Origin of the sequence: Psychrobacter sp. NPDC064578, assembly GCF_044901245.1 — a bacterium.
Taxonomy (GTDB): domain Bacteria; phylum Pseudomonadota; class Gammaproteobacteria; order Pseudomonadales; family Moraxellaceae; genus Psychrobacter; species Psychrobacter cibarius_C.
In genome coordinates this window covers 151167-171947 of sequence record NZ_JBJDPI010000009.1, presented here as the reverse complement: position 1 = coordinate 171947, position 20781 = coordinate 151167, and the positions used below count along the sequence as shown (strand labels likewise).

At 44.7% G+C, this 20781-nt stretch carries 16 protein-coding genes; 8 read left to right on the top strand and 8 right to left on the bottom strand.

Annotation, left to right across the window (positions count from 1 at the left end):
* Positions 1-104: 104 nt before the first annotated feature.
* A complete protein-coding gene (locus ACI2JM_RS11895) occupies positions 105-854 on the bottom strand; it encodes a cupin domain-containing protein (protein ID WP_201604615.1) in 750 nt (249 codons plus the stop codon).
* Positions 829-1569 carry a gamma-glutamyl-gamma-aminobutyrate hydrolase family protein gene (locus ACI2JM_RS11890; protein WP_404644404.1) on the bottom strand — a complete coding sequence of 247 codons (741 nt, stop codon included), beginning with the start codon at positions 1567-1569 and terminating at the stop codon, positions 829-831. Before ACI2JM_RS11890 ends, ACI2JM_RS11895 begins: the two co-directional genes overlap by 26 nt.
* A 467-nt stretch (positions 1570-2036) precedes the next feature.
* Between ACI2JM_RS11890 and ACI2JM_RS11885 the strand changes: the two genes are divergently transcribed.
* From ACI2JM_RS11885 to ACI2JM_RS11860, 6 genes are all read left to right on the top strand, one after another.
* Positions 2037-3380, top strand: a complete 1344-nt coding sequence (locus ACI2JM_RS11885) for a glutamine synthetase family protein (protein ID WP_404644402.1) — start codon at positions 2037-2039, stop codon at positions 3378-3380.
* Between the two features lies 1 nt (position 3381).
* On the top strand, positions 3382-4758 hold the full coding sequence (locus tag ACI2JM_RS11880; RefSeq protein ID WP_404644400.1) for an NAD(P)/FAD-dependent oxidoreductase: 1377 nt from the start codon (positions 3382-3384) through the stop codon (positions 4756-4758).
* Positions 4759-4961: 203 nt separating this feature from the next.
* Positions 4962-6455 (top strand): Na+/H+ antiporter NhaC family protein, encoded by a 1494-nt coding sequence (locus ACI2JM_RS11875; protein WP_020443104.1) that lies wholly within the window; start codon positions 4962-4964, stop codon positions 6453-6455.
* Between the two features lie 117 nt (positions 6456-6572).
* Entirely contained in the window at positions 6573-7445 is an 873-nt protein-coding gene (aguB, locus tag ACI2JM_RS11870) for an N-carbamoylputrescine amidase (RefSeq protein ID WP_404644408.1), read from the top strand.
* Between the two features lie 52 nt (positions 7446-7497).
* Positions 7498-8634 (top strand): agmatine deiminase, encoded by a 1137-nt coding sequence (aguA, locus tag ACI2JM_RS11865; RefSeq protein ID WP_404644398.1) that lies wholly within the window; start codon positions 7498-7500, stop codon positions 8632-8634.
* 48 nt (positions 8635-8682) lie between these two features.
* The gene (locus tag ACI2JM_RS11860) at positions 8683-10056 is read left to right on the top strand and encodes an NAD-dependent succinate-semialdehyde dehydrogenase (RefSeq protein WP_404644396.1); all 1374 of its coding nucleotides are present in this window, start codon (positions 8683-8685) and stop codon (positions 10054-10056) included.
* Between the two features lie 97 nt (positions 10057-10153).
* Here the strand turns inward: ACI2JM_RS11860 and ACI2JM_RS11855 are convergent, their stop codons facing one another.
* From ACI2JM_RS11855 to ACI2JM_RS11845, 3 genes are all read right to left on the bottom strand, one after another.
* A complete protein-coding gene (locus ACI2JM_RS11855; protein WP_404644394.1) occupies positions 10154-11596 on the bottom strand; it encodes an APC family permease in 1443 nt (480 codons plus the stop codon).
* A 310-nt stretch (positions 11597-11906) separates the two neighbouring features.
* Complete coding sequence (gene gabT / locus ACI2JM_RS11850) at positions 11907-13169, bottom strand: 4-aminobutyrate--2-oxoglutarate transaminase (protein ID WP_055123915.1); 1263 nt, start codon at positions 13167-13169, stop codon at positions 11907-11909.
* A gap of 183 nt (positions 13170-13352) precedes the next feature.
* On the bottom strand, positions 13353-14828 hold the full coding sequence (locus ACI2JM_RS11845) for an NAD-dependent succinate-semialdehyde dehydrogenase (RefSeq protein WP_404644391.1): 1476 nt from the start codon (positions 14826-14828) through the stop codon (positions 13353-13355).
* A 262-nt stretch (positions 14829-15090) separates the two neighbouring features.
* On the opposite strand from ACI2JM_RS11845, the gene ACI2JM_RS11840 reads away from it, so the two are divergent.
* On the top strand, positions 15091-15855 hold the full coding sequence (locus tag ACI2JM_RS11840; protein ID WP_404644389.1) for an IclR family transcriptional regulator: 765 nt from the start codon (positions 15091-15093) through the stop codon (positions 15853-15855).
* A gap of 62 nt (positions 15856-15917) precedes the next feature.
* On the opposite strand, the gene ACI2JM_RS11835 is transcribed toward ACI2JM_RS11840, so the two are convergent.
* The 3 genes from ACI2JM_RS11835 to ACI2JM_RS11825 form a co-directional block, all read right to left on the bottom strand.
* Positions 15918-16967 carry a histone deacetylase family protein gene (locus ACI2JM_RS11835; protein ID WP_404644387.1) on the bottom strand — a complete coding sequence of 350 codons (1050 nt, stop codon included), beginning with the start codon at positions 16965-16967 and terminating at the stop codon, positions 15918-15920.
* 117 nt (positions 16968-17084) lie between these two features.
* Positions 17085-18284 (bottom strand): CaiB/BaiF CoA transferase family protein, encoded by a 1200-nt coding sequence (locus ACI2JM_RS11830; RefSeq protein ID WP_404644385.1) that lies wholly within the window; start codon positions 18282-18284, stop codon positions 17085-17087.
* Positions 18285-18534: 250 nt separating this feature from the next.
* On the bottom strand, positions 18535-19719 hold the full coding sequence (locus ACI2JM_RS11825; RefSeq protein WP_404644383.1) for an acyl-CoA dehydrogenase: 1185 nt from the start codon (positions 19717-19719) through the stop codon (positions 18535-18537).
* A 175-nt stretch (positions 19720-19894) separates the two neighbouring features.
* On the opposite strand from ACI2JM_RS11825, the gene ACI2JM_RS11820 reads away from it, so the two are divergent.
* Positions 19895-20722: an IclR family transcriptional regulator gene (locus ACI2JM_RS11820; RefSeq protein WP_404644381.1), complete on the top strand. Its 828-nt coding sequence runs from the start codon at positions 19895-19897 to the stop codon at positions 20720-20722.
* Positions 20723-20781: the final 59 nt, after the last annotated feature.

Sequence of the window (20781 nt, the reverse complement as noted above, 5' to 3'; positions counted from 1 at the left end):
AAATAGTTCAATGAGTCTGGTTTGTTTGTACCAACTTAATCTGCTCTTTCTCATATGACTATCCTAGATTATTTTACTTATCTAGGACAGCCCCAAACGTTAATTTAGTAGGTCGTCGGGGTGTGCGCACTAACAATGCGAGTCACGCCATCAGTAGGATTGATAAAAGTATGCGGGCGAATGGTATCAATCACGTAGCTATCCCCTTGGTTTAATAAATACGTCGTCTCATCGATACGGATAAGAATCTTGCCTTCAATAACGGTGCCAATCTCTTCACCTTCGTGGGCAATTTTTTCTTCCGTTGAGCTGTTCGGTTGATACACCTCAATCAAAAAACCCAAATTCTTGGTGGTACTACAGTTATATACCTGTCTTAGTGACACTCTGCTACTCGGTTCGCTCAGCTCCAACAAATCCTTTGGCGTTACCACGACTCTCGCCTTTGGTTCTTTCCATTCATCACTAAAAAACGTGGTTAAATCAGAACCCAATACCGCTAAAATTGCCTTTAGCGTATTCACTGCTGGACTGACTTTATTGCGCTCAATGGAGCTGATAGAAGTATTGGTTAATCCTGACAATTTCGCAAGCTTACGTTGCGAGTAGCCTTTTGCGAGACGCAGCTGATTGATCTTTTTACCGATATCCTCTTCTGGCGACTCGTCATTTTCGGCTGACATCGCTGTCTCAGAGTCTGTCAGCTCATCTTCACTGATATCATCATCTGTATCGATATCAGCCGCTTTATCGCTGGCAACATCAGCGTCAATGCCGTTATTAATATCAATGTCAGTGCTGGCATTGTCTACATTGCCTTCAGTAGTGCTATTCAGTTTGGGGTTTGCTGGCATAGTGAATGAATTCCGTGAATAGAAATTTGGACAAGTCGTCTTGTGCATAATTTAACTCAGGATGCCATTGTACACCAATCATAAATGGATGTTGCAACAAGCTGATGGCTTCGACCAAACCATCAGGCGCTAGAGCCTCAACGAATAAACGCGCGCCTACTCCATTGATTGCTTGTTTATGTAGCGAGTTAACGTGCCATTTTTCACCAAAGGCGGCAAGCCTGCCATTTGCTTGAATAATCACGTCATGAACTGGCTGATACTGCACTTCAAGTGGCTGAGTATTGTCCTCTAAATGTGGCTCATAAAACCCCTCTACTTCCCTCCAATCAGGATGTAGCGTGCCACCAAAATGCACATTCATCTCTTGCAATCCTCGGCAAACCGCCAGTAATGGAGTGCCAGTCTTGTCTGCATAATCCAATAACTTAAAGCTCAGCTCATCACGACCCAAGTCTTGTTTCGCTTCGATATGCGTCGCGCCATAACGCGTTGGTGCCACATTACTATAACTGCCCGTTAACAAAATTCCATCTGCGATATCCAGTAGCGCCTCAAAGTTTTCGCTATCGGCAGCAGTGTTTGGCAGCATTATGGGATTGCCACCATAAAAATTCACGGCATCGATATATTTTTGATACACCGCTTGTGCTGGCTGCCCATCAACCATCTTATGACAAGAAACAATAGCAATAATAGGTCTAGAATTTTTCATACCGTCTTCCCTAGTTATAACAAATAGACCTCATCGTCTATATTGCTCAATCCTTTATTTAGCTGAAATTTAACACAGCACCTCATAAAATGTAAACTATAAACTTCAGTATTGCTGATATTAATAATAAAATCGAATAAATGTATTAATTTAAGATAATTTTAAATAAAAATTGACAACTATATTTTTCACACCTATATTGGAAGTCATCAGCGAGACATTAGACAAGGGTTGACGTTTATATCTCGATGTTAAGAGCTAAGAACAGCGAAATCTAAAGAATTCATATTATTAATAAAATTTGTTTTAAGAAACATAAAGAGACACATGAAGACTGTTTAAATAAGAGGTAATCAATCGCTGTTTTACCAAGCATTGGTCAGAAATATCACTAAAAGACGATGCGCCAGCAGTATCCGTATTGACAATAATCCCAGTAATTCTAAAAATTCATAGGAAGAATAGACATGACGACAACCAATGGAATGGTCGAATCTGCAAACAACACCGAATACGTTTATGTTGCGGCAGGTGATATTAATGGCTTACTTCGTGGTAAGCGCATCCCTTTCAATCAAATGGAAAAAGCAGAAAACAGTGCGATACGACTGCCTTTATCTATCTTGGGCGTTGATATTTGGGGTGCTGATGTCATCGAGTCTTCTCAATGTAATGGCGATATAGATGCCATTGCCCGTCCTACTGGTCGTGCCGCCTATCCACTTCTCAATACTAGTGCGCCTTCATCGCTATTGCCCGTTTGGCTTTATACAGAAAACAACGAACCTTATTACGGTGATGCCAGACACGTTTTGGATTACATTAGCAAAAAATTCAAAGCGCTTGGTTTGACTCCAGTGATGGCCACTGAGCTGGAATTTTATTTGGTTGACTATACTGAAGGCGAAACGCCAAGACCACCTATCCGTCCAAAAAGTGGGCTAAGACTGAATAAAACCTCAATTTTGAGCATCAATGATCTATTACAATTCGATGAATTTTTAGACGAAGTTTATGCACAGTGCAAAAATCTCGATATCCCAGCAGATGCCGCTTTGGCAGAAAATGGCTGTGGTCAGTTTGAGATTAATTTATTACACGTAGACGATCCACTAAAAGCCGCTGACGATGCGATTTTGTTCAAACAGGTCGTCAAGGCCGTCGCTGCTCGCCGTAAACTCACTGCGACATTCATGGCAAAACCTTTTGGTCTACAGTCGGGTAATGGTTTTCATGTGCATTGCAGCTTATTAGATGAAGACGGCAATAATGTCTTTGATGATGGGTCAGATGAAGGCTCAGATATCTTGCGCCATGCAGTCGCTGGATTGTTAAAGACCATGTCAGATTGCACGTTGTTATTTGCCCCACATGTGAATTCTTATCGCCGCTTTACACCTGGTACACTAGCGCCAAACAATGTGTCATGGGGTTATGAAAACCGCACGGCGGCAGTACGTATCCCTGGTGGTGACTCAAAAGCACGCCGTATCGAGCACCGTGTCTCTGGCGCCGACGCCAATCCTTATCTGGTCTGTAGTGCGGTACTGGCAGGTATGCTGTATGGCATCGAAAACAAGCTAGAAGCGCCAGAACCTATCAATAGCATTACTTATGACGAAGCCGAACTTAAGACCTTGCCACTAGACTGGCTCTCAGCCATCCGCAAATTTGAAAGCAGTGATGTGATTGATTCGCTGTTCCCAAGCGAGATGATTGAGCTGTTGATCGCCGTCAAAAAGCAAGAAGCCAAACGCTTTGCTCAGCAAGTGACCAACCTTGAATACCTCACCTATTTACAGGATGTTTGATATGTCAAATAGCAACTCAAGTAGCAATTTACACGGCAACACAGCAACGAACCAAAACCAGCCGCCTAATAACACGCGCAATATCCCGCATTATTCAGACAATGGGCAATATCCTGATAGCTATTATGCAGCCAGCCGTAATCCTAAGCCGGATAGACCAACGCTAAAGAATGACATCCAAGTGGAAATATGTGTGGTGGGTGGCGGCTATAGTGGTTTGTCAACAGCGCTACACCTTATCGAAACCGATCATGAAGTCGTGGTACTGGAAGGCGCGCAAATTGGTTGGGGCGCATCAGGGCGTAATGGTGGTCAAATTGTCAATGGTCTAAATGCTAGCCTACAAAAAATCAAAAAGTCTTATGGTCAAGAAAATGCAGATTTCGTTGGTCAGCTTGTGACCCGTGGTGGCAAAATCATTCGTCGTTTTGTTAGAGACTACGATATCAGCTGTGATCTCAAAGAAAAAAACATCTTTGCGGCATTAAATAATGGACAGCTAAAAGACTTGCAAGAAACGCATGCACTGTGGGAGAGCCATGGTATGCATGATAGAGAGATGCTCGATAAGCGCGGTATCCAAGAGCATATAAAATCAGATGCCTATGTGGGCGGGGTCATCGATCACTCCGGTGGACACTTCCATCCATTGAATCTTGCCCTAGGTGAAGCAGCGGCCATTGAGCAAGGCGGCGGCACCATTTATGAAAACACCTTAGTGGTTGATATTGAGTATGCTGACGATGCTATCAAAGTCATCACCGAGTTTGGCACCGTGACTTGTAAACAAGCGGTGCTATGCGGCAATGCCTATCTCAATAAAGTCATCCCTAAACTGACTGACCGTGTCATGCCTGTATCGACGCAAATTATCGCCACCGAGCCGCTGGGTGATTTAGCAGACCAGTTACTGCCAACCGATGTTTGTGTCGAAGATGTCCGCTACATTTTGGATTACTATCGCCTCTCAGCAGACAAGCGCATGTTATTTGGCGGCGGTACAGTCTACGGTGGTCAAGACCCCGCCGACATCACAGCTAAAATTAGACCAAACATGACTAAGATTTTTCCAGAGTTACGTGATGTAAAAATCGACTATGCGTGGAGTGGGAACTTTGCGTTGTCTTTTTCTCGCGTACCACAAATGGGCAAACTACATGAGCGAGTATACTTCGCCCATGGCTATAGTGGTCATGGCGTGACAGGCTCGCATCTATTTGGACAAATATTAGCCGATGCCATCAATGGTAAAACCAAAGAGTTCGATGCTTTTGCACAAATTCCTTGGATTCCATTCCCAGGTGGTCGAGCGCTGCGAGTCCCTTACTCTGTCATGGGCTCATGGTGGTATGCGCTAAAAGATACCACTGGCATGTAAACGCATAAAAACTTTGAATAATAAACATTGAATAAGGTGTTTTTATTTTAAAAGCGGTCGTTACATTGACCTATCATAGCAACGGATTGTTGTGATGGGGCGCGATAGACAATTGATTCGCTACTGTCCTACTGTCTGTCGCGCGTCAACCATAGAATAGAGCTTGTTTAAAAAAACAATGAGGTTTTACAGGGAGCGTAAATATGAACATGAAGCTCAATGATGCGGTCGAAGGACAGTATCATAATAAGCGAGTATTTCTCACCGTCATAGTAGCCGTCGTTATCTATCTGGCTTTTGCTTGGCTATCTACCAGCCGTGCCCCAGACCAATCTTGGGGCGCCTTATCTTTACTACCAACATTACTAGTATTAGTAACGGCCATTGTCTCTAGGCGACCATTCGAATCCATGATCGCAGGCTGTGTCGCTGGCCTTGTGATGCTCAATCCATTTGATTTGGTCTCCCCTTTTGCAGACAACATGTCGATGGTGCTGGGGAATGAGACCATTATTTGGATTGTTCTCGTCTGTGGTCTAATGGGCGGTCTCATTCAACTGCTTGAGATCAGTGGGTGTCTAGATGGCTTTAGTGAATGGCTACAAAAAATCATTAAGTCGCGCCGTCAGTCATTATTGGCCACCTTTGCTTTGGGCGTGGTGGTTTTCATTGATGATTATTTAAACTGTCTAGCCGTATCAACCTCCGTCAAAAAACTCACTGACGTCTATAACGTTTCTCGTGAGAAGCTTGCTTATATCGTCGATTCAACCGCCGCACCGATGTGTATTATCGTGCCTATTTCTACTTGGGCGGTCTACTTTGCAGGTCTTTTAGAAGAAAACGGCGTGGCTGGCGATGGTGAAGGTATTGGGCTTTATATCAGCGCGATTCCTTATATGGCATATGCTTGGTTTGCACTTTTGATTGTATTCTTGGTCGCCTATGGCATTTTGGGTGACTGGGGTCCGATGAAAAAAGCCGAGGCACGCGCCAAAGCAGGTAATCCTGTTCCTGAAGCCTTTGTCGAAGAGCAACTGATCTCAAACGTCCAAGCCAAGCGTAAACTATCGTTCAAAGCCAATATCGCAAACTTTGCTTTCCCAATGATTTTGTTAATTGTCTCGACGGTCTACTTCGAAATCGATCTATTACGCGGTGCATTATTGACCTGTTTTGTGACCGTCGTTGTCTATTGGATGCAAGGCATTTTAAGTTTTGAGACACAAGTTGAAGCCATCTTTAAAGGCTTTAAAGTCATGCTTTATCCGCTCTCAACCGTCATCGGTGGTTTTTTCTTAAAAGCCATCAATGATGAGCTTGGTATGACCTCATATGTGATTGAGGCTATCACGCCTTATATGACGATTATTATTTTCCCTGCCGTCATATTTGCCGTCATGGCTTTTTTAACTTTTGCCACATCATCAAGCTGGGGACTGTATGTCCTTGCCATGCCGATTGTCTTTCCAATCTCTATTGCACTAGGCGTTAGCACTCCCCTTATGATTGGCGCATTGTTATCAGCATCATCATTTGGTAGTCATGCTTGCTTCTTTAGTGATTCATCGCTACTTGCCGCGCAAGGTGCTGGCTGCTCCCCCATGCAGCATGCCTTTACCCAGTTCCCATATGCCATGCTCGGCGCGGGCTTATCCGTCGTCACCTTCTTAGGATTGGGTTATATGATGGCTTAAGCCAACCTTAGCGCTATTATTTTAATCATTGACTAACGGGCAATGAGAGATGGTTCGTTAGTCAATAAAAACAGCCCTTTTATGTGGTACTCACTAATAAATACGATAAGGATTTAGATCATGCGAAATGTTACCGTTGCTACGACTCAAATGGCATGTGGTTGGGATATACAACAAAATATTGCCACTGCGACTGAGTTGGTCACTAAAGCCGCCAACGCTGGCGCCAATATCATTTTGCTACAAGAGTTGTTTGAAACGCCTTACTTCTGCCAAGTTCATGACTTTGATTACTTTACCCTTGCGACCTCAGTTGAGGATAATGCGGCCATCAATCACTTCAAGCAGTTGGCTAAAGAGCTGCAAGTGGTATTACCGATTAGCTTTTATGAAAAATCAGGCAATACCTTTTTTAATAGCGTGACTGTGATTGATGCCGATGGCGAGATACTTGGCACTTATCGTAAAACGCATATACCAGATGGCATTCCTTATGCCGAAAAATTCTACTTTACCCCCGGCGACACAGGATTCAAGGTTTGGCAAACCAAGTATGCCAAAATCGGTGTCGGTATTTGCTGGGATCAATGGTTTCCTGAATGCGCTCGTAGCATGGCATTGATGGGCGCAGAAATACTGTTTTATCCGACTGCGATTGGTGATGAGCCAACATTGGACATCGACTCAAAAGGCCATTGGCAACGCTGTATGCAAGGTCATGCTGCCGCTAATCTTATGCCAGTCATAGCAGCCAATCGTATTGGCAATGAAACCATCAGCCAGAATGGCAACGATAGCACCATGCAATTTTATGGTGGCTCGTTTATCACGGATGGCCGCGGTGAGATCATCCAAGAAGCATCTAAAGATAAAGGAGAGATACTTAGTACGACTTTTGACTTAGATCAACTGGCTATCGAACGTCAGCAATGGGGTATTTTCCGTGATCGTCGTCCATCGATGTATGGCACGTTGCTGACTCATGGATAAAGTTTGTTAACAAGCAAGCTCACTCGCGCTATCGTCAAATAAGGTGCTCTATATGTCATTATTACCTAACCAATCAATCACTGGCTCAACACCACAGCAAGACGGCTTTTACATGCCAGCAGAATTTGAGCCTATACAAAAAATATGGATGGTATGGCCATACCGTGCTGATAACTGGCGACAACAAGCTATTCCTGCTCATAAATCTTATGCTGATGTTGCATTGGCAATCAACAGATTTTGTGAGGTTGGCGTACTGGTCAATCCTGATGATTATCAATCATGCCGCGATAACCTACCTGCTGACATCGACGTCATATCCATGCCCAGCAACGATGCGTGGGCACGTGATACCGTCCCGACATTTTTAATCAATGAAGCAGGTGAGCTACGCGCCTGTGATTGGACATTCAATGCATGGGGCGGCGACTATGACGGGCTATACTCGCCGTGGGATGACGATGATAAGCTGGCTGAACGCTTATGTGACCATCTAGATATCAAACGCTATCGAACGGATGACTTTGTGATGGAAGGCGGTGCATTTCATGTCGATGGTGAAGGCACGGTTCTGACCACGCGCATGTGTCTGCTAAGCCCTGGACGTAACCCGCACCTAACCGAAGATCAAATTGAAGACAAGTTAAAAGCCTATCTCAATGTACAAAAAGTACTGTGGATTGATGACGGTATCGATCCTGACGAAACCACTGGTCATATTGATGATATTGCCTGCTTTGCACGCCCTGGTGAAGTGGTTTGTTTATACACTGATGATTCTGAGCATCCGTTTTATAAAGCAACACAAAAAGCCTATGAGCAGCTCTCAGATAGGACCGATGCAAAAGGTCGCCGCCTAAAAGTCCATAAGCTTTGCTGTACCAAGCAACTTGTTACTTTACCTGAGAACTATGATATTGAGCAGTCTGACGATGCTAAGGCGCGTCATACTGGCGATGTTTGTATCGCTTCATATGCCAATTTTTTAATTTGTAATGAGGCTATCATCGTACCACAATATGATGATGAAAATGATTTATTAGCCATTGAGCAGCTTGAAAAAGTATTTCCTCAGCATCAAGTAGTGGGAGTACGCACAAAGGAGATTGTCTTTGGCGGTGGTAATATTCACTGTATTACTCAGCAGCAGCCAAAATCATCAATTAAAAGCACGCGCATAAAAATATAGACCCAAATGGATGTTGAACCCAATAATATTTTAAAAAAGGACATAGCTATGAGCGATTATCAAGTTAATAACCCAGCCACTGGCGAAGTAGAAGCCACCTACCATACGGCAACTGAGCAGGACATCCAGAACGCTATTGCACAAGCCGATACCGCTTATCAAGATTGGCGTCAGGTTTCATTGGATGAGCGCAGTGCTATACTTCATAAAATTGCCGATATCTATCTTGAACGTCAAGACGAGCTGGCTCGCATCGTTGCCAATGAGATGGGCAAGCCCGTTGCACAAGCAAAAGGTGAAATCGGTCTAGTTGCCGATATCTATCGCTATTATGCAGACAACGCTGAGCAGCTACTAGCACCCAGTACCATTGATGTTGACTCAGGGTCAGCTTCAGTAGAAAAACGTCCTGTGGGCGCTCTATTAGGTATCATGCCGTGGAACTACCCGCACTATCAAGTGGCACGTTTTGTCGCGCCAAACTTTATGGCGGGCAATACCGTTATTCTAAAGCATGCACCGCAATGTCCTAAGACTGCAGAAGCCATCGCTGATATCCTAAAAGATGCCGGCTTACCAGAGGGTGTCTATAACAATGTGTTTGCCACCAATGAGCAAGCGGCAACAATCATCGAAGACAGCCGCGTACAAGGCGTTTCGCTAACAGGTTCTGAGCGAGCTGGGCAAGCAGTTGCTAAAATAGCAGGCGGCGCGCTGAAAAAAGTCGTGCTAGAGCTTGGCGGTTCAGATGCCTTTATCGTTGCAGCTGATGCAGATATCGAACAAGCTATAAAAGGGGCTATTTCTGGTCGTTTTGGCAATACAGGACAAGCATGTAATGCTGCCAAACGCCTTATCGTCGTCGAATCTGTGTATGATAAATTCGTTGAAGGGTTTACTAATGCCGTCAGTAACATGACACTTGCTGATCCACTTGATGAAGGTACTTTCATTGGTCCAATGTCTTCAAAGGCAGCCGCAGTTAACTTGCAAGAACAGCTCGATAGCGCCATTCAAGCAGGCGCAACCGTATTGGTCGAAGGCGGTATGGTCAAGGACAAGCCGGGTGCGTGGTTTAAGCCTGCGGTATTGACAGATGTAACTGAGTCCATGGATGTTTATCGCGAGGAGCTATTTGGTCCCGTGGCAGTCGTTTATAAAGCTTGTGATATCGATCATGCCATCAAGATAGCTAATGATGTGCCTTTCGGACTTGGTGCTTCTATCCAAACACAAGATGCTGCGCTAGCCGCTGAGATTGCTGACAAATTAGAAGTCGGTATGGTCACTATCAATGCGCCTTCTGGTAGCGAAGCCAATACCCCGTTTGGCGGCGTCAAACGCTCAGGCTTTGGTCGCGAGCTTGGCACCCTTGGTATTACTGAGTTTTTAAACTATAAGTTGATTCGTGATAAGTCGTAATCGATAGAGTCATTTTTAGAAAAATAAAAAGCCTAACATGGACTGTTAGGCTTTTTTTTGAAAGTTGATGTTATTAAAAAATAACCCATCGAAAAAACTATTGCTTAGGTGGATTGTCTTTTAACCATAATTGATTGACGATTTTTAATTCACGTAGTTCTTCTGCCATAATTGACTCGCTAATACCTGGATACTTCACCCTTGCATAGCCATATAACGCAATGCCTAAGACCGTCCAGCCAAAGAAAATCCACCACTCTATAGGGGTTAGTGCGGATGGCATACCTGGCATATACAGCATGAGTATTCCAAAACTTAGCGCAATCGTGACCATGCCAACCAGCTTACCTGCTGGTATTCTAAATGGGCGTACCATATCAGGCTCGCGGTAGCGAAGTACTAAGAATGAGATAGCAACACAGGTATAAGCAATAACGATACCAAAACCACCAGCATCTACGATCCACACCAGCATTTTACGACCAAACAAAGGTGCTAGTGTCGCCAAACCACCGATCAATAAAATGGCATTCGACGGTGTCTTATACTTTGGATGCAGCTTGCTTAAAAATGCGGGCAACATACGTGCTTTTGACATGGCATAAAGTAGGCGGCTACCACCAATCAAGAAGGCATTCCAACTTGATAAAATACCAAGCACACCGCCAATGACTAATAAAATACCTGCCCACTTGCCATGCCAAGCATTGGTCATCGCATCCGCAGTGGAGAGCGTTGAGTTTTCGGCTTGTAAGAGTGGCAAGGTCGTGCCAACACTCCAAGCGATACCCACATACCACATTACCGCAACGACAATCGATAAAATCAAAAATTTACCAATATTAGGACGAGTCAGATCAATTTCTTCTGCCGCTTGCGGAATAACGTCAAAGCCGACAAACATAAACGGCACCATGACAATAACGGCCATCATACCGCCAATACCACCGATAAATGCAGGCGCTTGTACTGAGTTCGAGCCTTCAGGATTAAACATGACTGCGCCAATGAACAGCAACGTACCCACAAATAAGATGCCCAATACGGCCGTCTTTTGGAACCACGCACTGACTTCCATACCGCGGATATTTAGCCAAGTGACGATGACTGAGCCCAGCATCCCAACGCCCACCCAAGTGGCGTAAACATCCCAACCAGCGATGGTCCAGAGATATCCTTGATTGTAATTGGGGATAAAATACTCTACGACTGTCGGCAAGGCAACCGCCTCAAACGCGACCACCGAAAAATACCCAAATAAAATACTCCATGAGCAGATAAAGGAGACATTTACCCCCAGTGCTCTATGCGTATAGGTATGCTCACCGCCCGTAATCGGCATCGATGCGGCAAGCTCGGCATAAGTCACACCAATCAGTATCACTGCCAAACCGCCTATCAAGAACGCCAGCATTGCGCCCCACGTCCCGGCAGATAAAATCCAGCCACCAGCCAAGACTACCCAGCCCCAACCGACCATAGCACCGAATGCTAAGGCGATAATATCTAGCGTCCCTAACGATTTTTTTAATTCAGACATAACCTGCTCCTTGTCTGTGTGTCATCCGTGTTAACCCTTGACGGTCACACTATCTTTTGTTTAGTGGGATAGTACCCATCATAATTATCATATATACCTTTTGATCGAAGCTGTTCGGCACTACTTGTTTCATATTCAAATAGTACAAACAGCAACGGCGTCTTGACTTGCAAGGCGCCGTTGTAAAAAATGTACTCAAAGCGAGTGCCATATGGGCAATCTTGCTGTGCTATTAGAGATAGCCTTTTAACCAAGATCGAGGCTTGATTAAAAGTGATGTATTTCACTATAAATAAATACTGAATACCTATTAAGCGGTTAGGATACCTTTGATAATATCTAGACCTTCTTGGAGCACTTCATCTTCAACCGTCAATGGCACCATCACGCGAATGGCGTTGCCATACATACCGCAAGACGCTAATAATAAACCTTGCTCAAACGCTTTGGCTTTTAGGTTAGTAGTCGCTTCCACATCAGGCTTGCCATCACTATCGATTAGTTCAAACGCGAGCATCGCGCCTTTATGGCGAATATGACCGATACTGCTTAAGTTTAAGCCCTTTAAGAAAGCTTCGATTTTGTCGCCAATCTCAATACTGCGCTCAAGTAGGTTTTCTTCTTCGATGACTTCCATGACAGCGAGTGCAGCCACACAAGCCAGTGGGTTACCAGAGTATGTACCGCCCAAACCGCCGACTTGCGGCGCATCCATGATATCGGCGCGACCGATAACGGCAGAGATAGGATAACCACCCGCCAAGCTCTTGGCACTGGTCATTAAGTCAGGCTCAACGCCCAACTGCTCGGTGGCAAACAACGTACCCGTACGGGCAAAACCACATTGCACTTCATCAAAAATCAAGACAATGCCATGCTCATCGCAGATATCGCGTAGAGATTTGGCAAATGATGGGGTGACTTGATGGAAACCACCCTCGCCTTGTACTGGCTCGATAATCATCGCCGCCACTTCGCTAGGATCGATATCTGCTTGGAAAATCATCTCAAGACTATGCAGCGCTTGTGCTTCTGTGACATTCAATTCTTCAGCTGGGAATAGCGCATGGAATACAGGGCCTGGCATTGGACCAAAGTTCTTTTTGTACGGCAGCACTTTACCTGTCAAACTCATGCACATTAAAGTACGACCATGCCAACCACCAACGAAAGAGATGATACCTGGACGACCAGTTTTCGCACGAGCAATCTTGATACAGTTTTCGACGGCTTCTGCACCAGTGGTTAAAAAGAAGGCTTTTTTCTCACCGCTGATAGGGGCTTTTTCACAAAGTTTTTCGGCAAGATCCACATAGCATTCGTAGTTGATCATTTGCGCCGCAGTATGGGTAAACTTGTCAAGTTGCTCATGCACGCGCTGGGTGATTTTTGGATGGCTGTGTCCCGTATTCAGTACTGAGATACCACCAACGAAGTCAATATAACGATTGCCTTCAACATCCCAAACTTCTGAGTTTTTGGCTTTTTCTGCAAAGATAGGATAGGCAACGCCAAGTCCTGTTGGTAAAACAGCTTTACGGCGCTCAAGTAGTGATTTATTGGTAGTCGTCATGGGAATGTCCTTTTCTTTATTTTTAACATAAGTGCCAATGATTGAATGGCGGTTTTGAGGAATGGTTTATCTAATAGTTAACAGTTATTAATTGCTAGCTATAGAAGGGATTCATGGTGCTGAATCCCGTTCGATACGGTGTGACAATTAAAACCTTAAAAGAGAGCGTATGTCACTAAACGGTTAGCTGACGTCAGAGCACCAGTATTTGGTCACGACATATTCTTCGATGCCGTATTTTGAGCCTTCGCGGCCAAAGCCAGACTGCTTGACACCGCCAAATGGGGCGACTTCGGTAGAAATCAGACCCGTATTATGACCAATAATGCCGTATTCAAGACCTTCGGTAACGCGCCATGAGCGTGCATAACTACCACTGTAGAAATAAGCAGCCAAGCCATAAATCGTGTCGTTGGCCTGACGAATAACGTCTGCTTCATCTTTAAACGTAAAGATAGTGGCAATAGGGCCAAAGATTTCTTCGTGCGCAATATCCATCTCAGCACTGATATCGGTAATGACCGTTGGATTGTAAGTAAGCTCTGAGGCGTCATTGGTGCTGCCGCCAGCGATAAGCGTCGCGCCTTTGTCTAAAGCATCTTTAAGTAGCGCTTGCACTTTTTCTAGCGCCTTTTTATTAATCAAAGGACCAATATCCACGCCTGCATCCATGCCGTTACCAACATTTAATTCAGCGACTTTTTTCACAAACACATCTAGGAATTCATCTTTAATGCTATCTTGCACATAGACACGGTTGGCACAAACGCAAGTTTGACCAGCGTTACGATATTTAGAGGCGATTAAGCCTTCAGCCGCTTTTTCCAGATCAGCGTCATCAAAGACGATAAATGGCGCATTACCGCCCAGCTCTAATGACAGTTTTTTGATGGTTGTCGCACATTGAGCCATCAAGGTACGACCGACTTCGGTAGAGCCTGTGAATGAAAGCTTATGAATACGTGCATCGCCCGTTAGGATATCGCCGATGGTTGAGGATTTACCCGTCACTACTTGGATAACGCCTGCTGGAATACCTGCTTGTTCAGCCAATGCAGCGAGTGCTAATGCAGAAAATGGCGTTTCAATCGCAGGTTTGATAATCATCGTACAGCCTGCTGCCAATGCTGGTGCGGCTTTACGAGTAATCATTGCCGCTGGAAAGTTCCAAGGCGTGATCGCCGCACAGACACCAACGGGCTGCTTGAGTACCACATGGCGCAGTTGTGACTGATTGGCAGGGATAACATCGCCATAAACACGCTTGCCTTCTTCGGCAAACCAGCGGATAAAGCTATTGGCATAGCCTACTTCACCGCGTGACTCGTTTAGAGGTTTGCCTTGCTCAGCGGTCATAATGATAGCCAAGTCTTCTTTATTGGCATCGATGAGGTCTGCCCACTTTTGTAGTAGCTCAGCACGCTCTTTCGGGGTTTTGGCTGCCCAAAGGATTTGGGCTTCATGAGAAGCAGCAACCGCGTCGTTCACATCGTCGGTCGTTAGGCTTGGTACCGTACCGATAATATCGCCGTTGAAAGGATTGCTCACATCAATAGTCGAGTCATCACTAGCGGCATGCCAGCCATCTTTGATGAAACACTGCTGTTTAAGTAGATCTGAGTTCGATAGCTGTAGCGTAGACTGTGACGGTTGTGACATTGTGACGCTCCTTGTCAATTGAGGTTTGCAAATAGGATTCGCAGATTTATAGCGATAAGTGAATAACAATAAATAGAAGGTTATGATTTAAATAATTATTGATAACTTGTTAAGTGTTCAATATACTGAACATCTATTCTATATATGAGACATCATTATAAGAATGATAGCCAGCCATTTGCAACCCCTATTCTCATTTTAATGATGATTTATCGCGTTATTTTTATATTTCCCCAATTCTACTGACTTTTATAGGTTCCTTATGAGCTCAACTGCCGTTCCTGCCTTGGACAAAACCTTTCAGATTTTAGATTTAATTACCGACAGTGCGCAGCCTTTGACGGCAGCTCATATTGCTAAAGAGCTCAATCTACCACGTAGCTCAACCCACAATATTTTGCAAAGTCTTTTGACCAAGCATGTCATCTATAAAGACAGCGATAGCCGCTTTCATCTAGGCTCTTATTTGATGTATTGGGCGGGTAAGTATGAGCAGCAGCAAGGCGTCATCCAGTTATTTAAGGACCTCATTGTCCAGTATCCGATTCTTCTTCAACATACAGTTACTTTATCTAAGCTTGATTTAGGTGAAGTGGTGTTTTTAGCCTGTCATGAAGCGCCTGCCCCGCTTGGCTTTACCTTTCGCGCTGGTGTTCGCGTACCAGCGGTATTCTCTGCCACGGGCAAAGCCATGCTCTCAACCTTTTCTATAAACAGTATAAAATCTATCTACGCTACCGGTTTCCCCGCACCTATTACCCAACACGGTGTTGATAACTTTAGCGATTTGTCCACCGAGTTGACCGCCATTCAAAACAGTCGCATTTCCCTTGACGATGGGCAACTGCGCGAAGGTATGTATTGCTTAGGTACTTATATTCGCAATGCGTCAGGCAATGCCGTTGCAGGTATGGCAGTTAGCTTTTTGCAAGGCGAATATGAGTCCAAGCGTGCTGAGGTCAGCGCAGTATTGATTGAATTGGCGCAGCAAATTGAGCAGCGTTTGGGTTTTATCGATAATAAATAAAGTTAAAACGCTGCTAGTTTCTTGCTTACTTCAAACTCTTTCAGTTATTTTGATGATAACTGTTAATCTTCTGAAATAAGCCCTGATAAAAATGCTTGCAAATTGTCATTGAGCTTTTGCAAGTAATAACCGCCCTCGACTAAAACAATCAGTGGTTTATTTAACGCTTTCATTTTTTGTGCCAACACCTTAAACCCTTCTGTACTGACCGCACATCTGGCTTCTGGGTCATTTTCATAGACATCAAAACCCAAGACATGAAAGATGACATCAGGGTCAAATAGCGTCATCGCTTCGATAGATTTATCAACATACTCAAAAAACCCAGCTTCATCGGTGCCATGTGGCATCGGGAAGTTAATGTTATAGCCTTCACCCTCGCCTGTGCCCCTTTCAAACGCATGCCCTGTCACTGCGGGATAAAAGTTAACGGGGTCACCGTGAACCGAGGTATAAAGCACGTCTTTGCGGTCGTAGAATATCTCCTGAATACCTTGTCCGTGATGCATGTCGGTGTCTATGATGGCGATTTTTTCGTATTTCTGCCGCAGATGCTCGGCGATGATGGCGGCGTTATTAAGGTAACAAAATCCACCTGCTGCGCTCTTGCGCGCATGGTGACCAGGCGGCCGTGAAAAGCAAAGCTGTATATGACTTTCGGCACGCTCGGTGTCTGATAAATCATTGTTCAGCAATGCTTCAGCCGCGTTGAGTGCAGTCTGTGCCGACCAATAAATGGACGTCCAAGAATGCTCGCTGATAGGCGCGCTATCATCCGCTTGATACTTTGCCGCTTTTGCCATGATACCGACACCGGGATTGTCATAAGGCACAAAAATCCCTGTCTGTACCTGCGCGCCCAAGTCTTCCTCGACTGCTATCCAGTTATCATAGCCATGCTTGAGAAACTCAACATAACCGAAGTCGTGAACTGCTAATATAGGCCCAATGCCAATATCGGTAGCTGTCGTCACCTCTAAACCTAATGCTGCTGGTGCTTTTAAAAACTCAACCATACGCTCTGGTACTTCTAACGGCTCATGCATCTTTCCATAAGAAAAATAAGGAAGTGGTCTATGCAGGCTTAGGTTTTCATGGCTATATATTTTCATGCTCAACATTCCTTGTTTGACATTACTCAACTTTAGATTATTTTATTAAAGAAATTCCATTTCCTAGCTTTTGTGTTTAGTTTCTATCACTGTAAATATCAGGCTGCCGACACTACTTTAAACAATCCCATCGGCTTTAAGCTTAGCGATCATCTCGCTGTCATAGCCCAAATCAGCAAGCGTACTATCGGTATGCTCGCTCAACTTCGGTGGCGGTGACCGATAAGTGACGGGTGATGCAGATAGTTTGATAGGATTGCCAAGTGCTCGAACAGGGCTGCCTTGTTTGGCAAAATCAATTACCATCTCACGTGCCAGCGCTTGTGGCATTGCCAAGGCTTCAGCGACATTATGAATCGCCCCACAAGGAATACCCGCTTTATCCAACACCTCTAACCAATAAGTACGTGATTGCTCGGAAAATTTCTTACTCAATTCACCACACAGCAGCTCACGCTGAGCCACACGAGCTGGATTGGTCATAAAACGCTCATCCATATGCCAATCAACTGCAAGCACATCACAAAGTTTGGCAAACTGACTGTCATTCCCACAGGCTAATATAAAGTGCTGCTCACCCTGACCTGCAAACACTTGATAAGGCACGATATTGGGATGCTGATTGCCCAGTCTGGGCGGCACTTTGCCCGATGCCAAATGGTTCATACCCACATTAGCAAGCATCGCAAGCGCACTATCTAAAAGTGCAACGTCTACCTGTTGCCCTAACCCAGTAGTCTCACGAGCAATCAAAGCCGCTTGGATACCAATCGTCAGCTGCAATCCTGCAAACAAATCGACCACTGCCACACCAACCTTATGCGGTTCGCCATCACTCGGCCCTGTAATGCTCATCAGCCCTGACAACCCTTGGATAATGTAATCATAACCAGGGCGCGCGGCATCTGGTCCTGTCTGACCAAAACCCGTCAATGAGGCATAAATCAGGCGCGGATTGTCTTGTTTCAGACTGTCATAATCCAAGCCGTATTTTTTGAGACCACCCACTTTGAAATTTTCTACCAAGATATCACTGTCAATGGCCAGTTTTTTAATGATAGCTTGTCCTGCTGGCATGGTGATATCGACGGTGAGAGATTTTTTATTACGGTTAATGGTAGCGTAGTAAGCAGAGGTATCATCGCTGAATGTTGGCGGTGCCCAATGGCGCGTTTCATCACCGATATGCGGACGCTCAACCTTGATGACTTCAGCGCCCAAATCTGCGAGTACTTGAGTACAAGAAGGACCGGCCAACACTCTCGATAAATCAAGCACCTTGATACCATGCAATGCACCTTTTGGCATATCCGTCATAATAATCCCTTATTGTGTGGCATATTTTTGATAAAAAATTGCTATGCATCATTTATCTTTTGGTACTTTTCATTGAAATTTTTAGATAATAAAGACTGATAAATAAATGATGAATAACAACCATGCATAAAAACGATGTATAAAAATCAGAAACGCACGCTACTATCTATAACAGCTTATTAGAAAGCCAAACAATAACGTACGTTAGTCAAAACTCTCTTTAAATCTCTGCATTTAAATTACATTCAGTTTAAAAGAACGCTTGAATACCAGTCTGCGCACGACCTAGGATAAGCGCATGAATATCGTGCGTACCTTCATAGGTATTAACCGCTTCTAAGTTCATCACATGACGAATAATGTGGAATTCATCAGAGATACCGTTACCGCCATGCATATCACGAGCAATACGCGCGATATCGAGCGCCTTACCACAATTATTACGCTTAATGAGTGAAATCATCTCAGGCGCAGCATTGTCTTCATCCATCAGACGACCAACACGTAGCGCTGCTTGCAGACCCAAAGCGATTTCTGTCTGCATATTGGCAAGTTTCAGCTGTACCAATTGCGTCGCGGCTAGCGGACGACCAAATTGCTTACGATCTAGCGTGTACTGACGGGCAGCTTTCCAGCAGAATTCAGCCGCGCCCATCGCGCCCCATGCGATACCATAACGGGCTTTATTTAAGCAGCCAAATGGACCTTTTAGTCCACGGATATCTGGGAAAGCATTGACTTCAGGAACGAATACTTTATCCATCACAATCTCACCCGTGACTGAAGCACGTAATGAAAATTTACCTTCAATTTTCGGCGCTGATAAACCCTTCATACCTTTATCTAAGATAAAACCACGAATTTCACCAGCATCATCTTTTGCCCAAACCACAAATACATCAGCGATAGGACTGTTGGTAATCCACATCTTATTACCCGTCAGCTCATAACCGCCATCAACCGCTCGTGCACGAGTCGACATCGAGGCAGGATCTGATCCTGAATCTGGTTCTGTCAAACCAAAGCAGCCGACGTACTCACCTGTGGCAAGCTTAGGTAAATAACGCTCTCTTTGCTCTTCGGTGCCGTACGCCCAGATAGGATGCATAACCAAACTTGACTGCACACTCATCGCTGAACGATAACCTGAGTCAACGGCTTCTACTTCTTTAGCAATTAAACCATAAGCAACACTAGATAAACCGGCACAGCCATACCCTTCAATCGTCACGCCAAGTAAGCCCATCTCACCCATTTGACGCATGATATTACGGTCAAAATTCTCATGACGATTGGCTTCAACGATGCCAGGCATCAGTTCTTTTTGAAAAAACTGGCGGGCGCTGTCCGTGACCATGCGCTCTTCGTCAGTAAGCTGATCGCGCAATAAAAAAGGATCTTCCCAATCAAAACTTGGACGCGTAGATGTTGCCATGTAGATCTCCTTGATATCAGTCATCCTGACCGACGAGTAGTAATTAATGAATAAATTAACTTAATAGGTTATTGACTTATAAATTCCGCTGTGCGAAACTTAGTTTCATGATTTATATTCATTAAAACAAAGTTTCGGGTCGCTGTAAACCTTTATCCAAAAAAATGAGCATAAAATGACAAAAAATATATCAGCAGCTCTACCATTACTCACTCGAATGAATAGCATTCTTGAACAGAGTAAAGAAGATAATGACAGACAATTCGTGACTGCATTGGGGCGTGGACTGACTTTGTTATCAGCCTTTGAGCATCATGAGCAGCTTAGTCATCAACAGTTATGTCAGATGACTACCCTACCAAAAGCGACCATCACTCGCCTGATTCACACATTAATAACGCTTGGATTTTTACGCATGACCGAGCACGGACAGTATCAACTAGGCAGTAGTGCTGTACGTCTAAGTGCGACCGCATGGAGTCGCCACGACATGGTCGCAGCGGCTGAGCCTTTACTGCGACAGTTTGCTAGTGAGAATGAAGTATCAATGAATCTGGCAACCGAAGTCGAAGGAGAAATGCGCTATCACGTTTGTTGTCGTAGCCCTGCTCGCTTATCAGTCAATTTGCAAGTTGGCTCAGCAGTGCCGGTCGCTCGCACCGCTATTGGACGCGCTTTTTATGCGGCTAGCTCGCCAGCAAGACAGGCTGTCATTGAAGGTAATTTAAAAGAGCATTTATCTACAGAAGATTATAACCACGCGCAGTCTGCTCTATCTGACGCCGCAGAGCATTATAAAGCGCATGGCTATACGGTATCAGATGGTGAGTTTTCTACTGATATATTGGCAGTGGCCGTTGGTGTCTTTGATGTTGCGACTGGGCAATATGCGTATTCGCTAAATGCCAGTGTACCAAGTGCCAACTGGGAATCAGAAGAATATGCAGCGATGATTGTGCCAAAATTGCAGGCGTTGGCTGAGCGGATTGGTGGTGGGGTTTAAAAGAGAACAAATGATAAATCTATAGTACAAGCATCTTGGCTTAGTCGATGGGTTTTGTC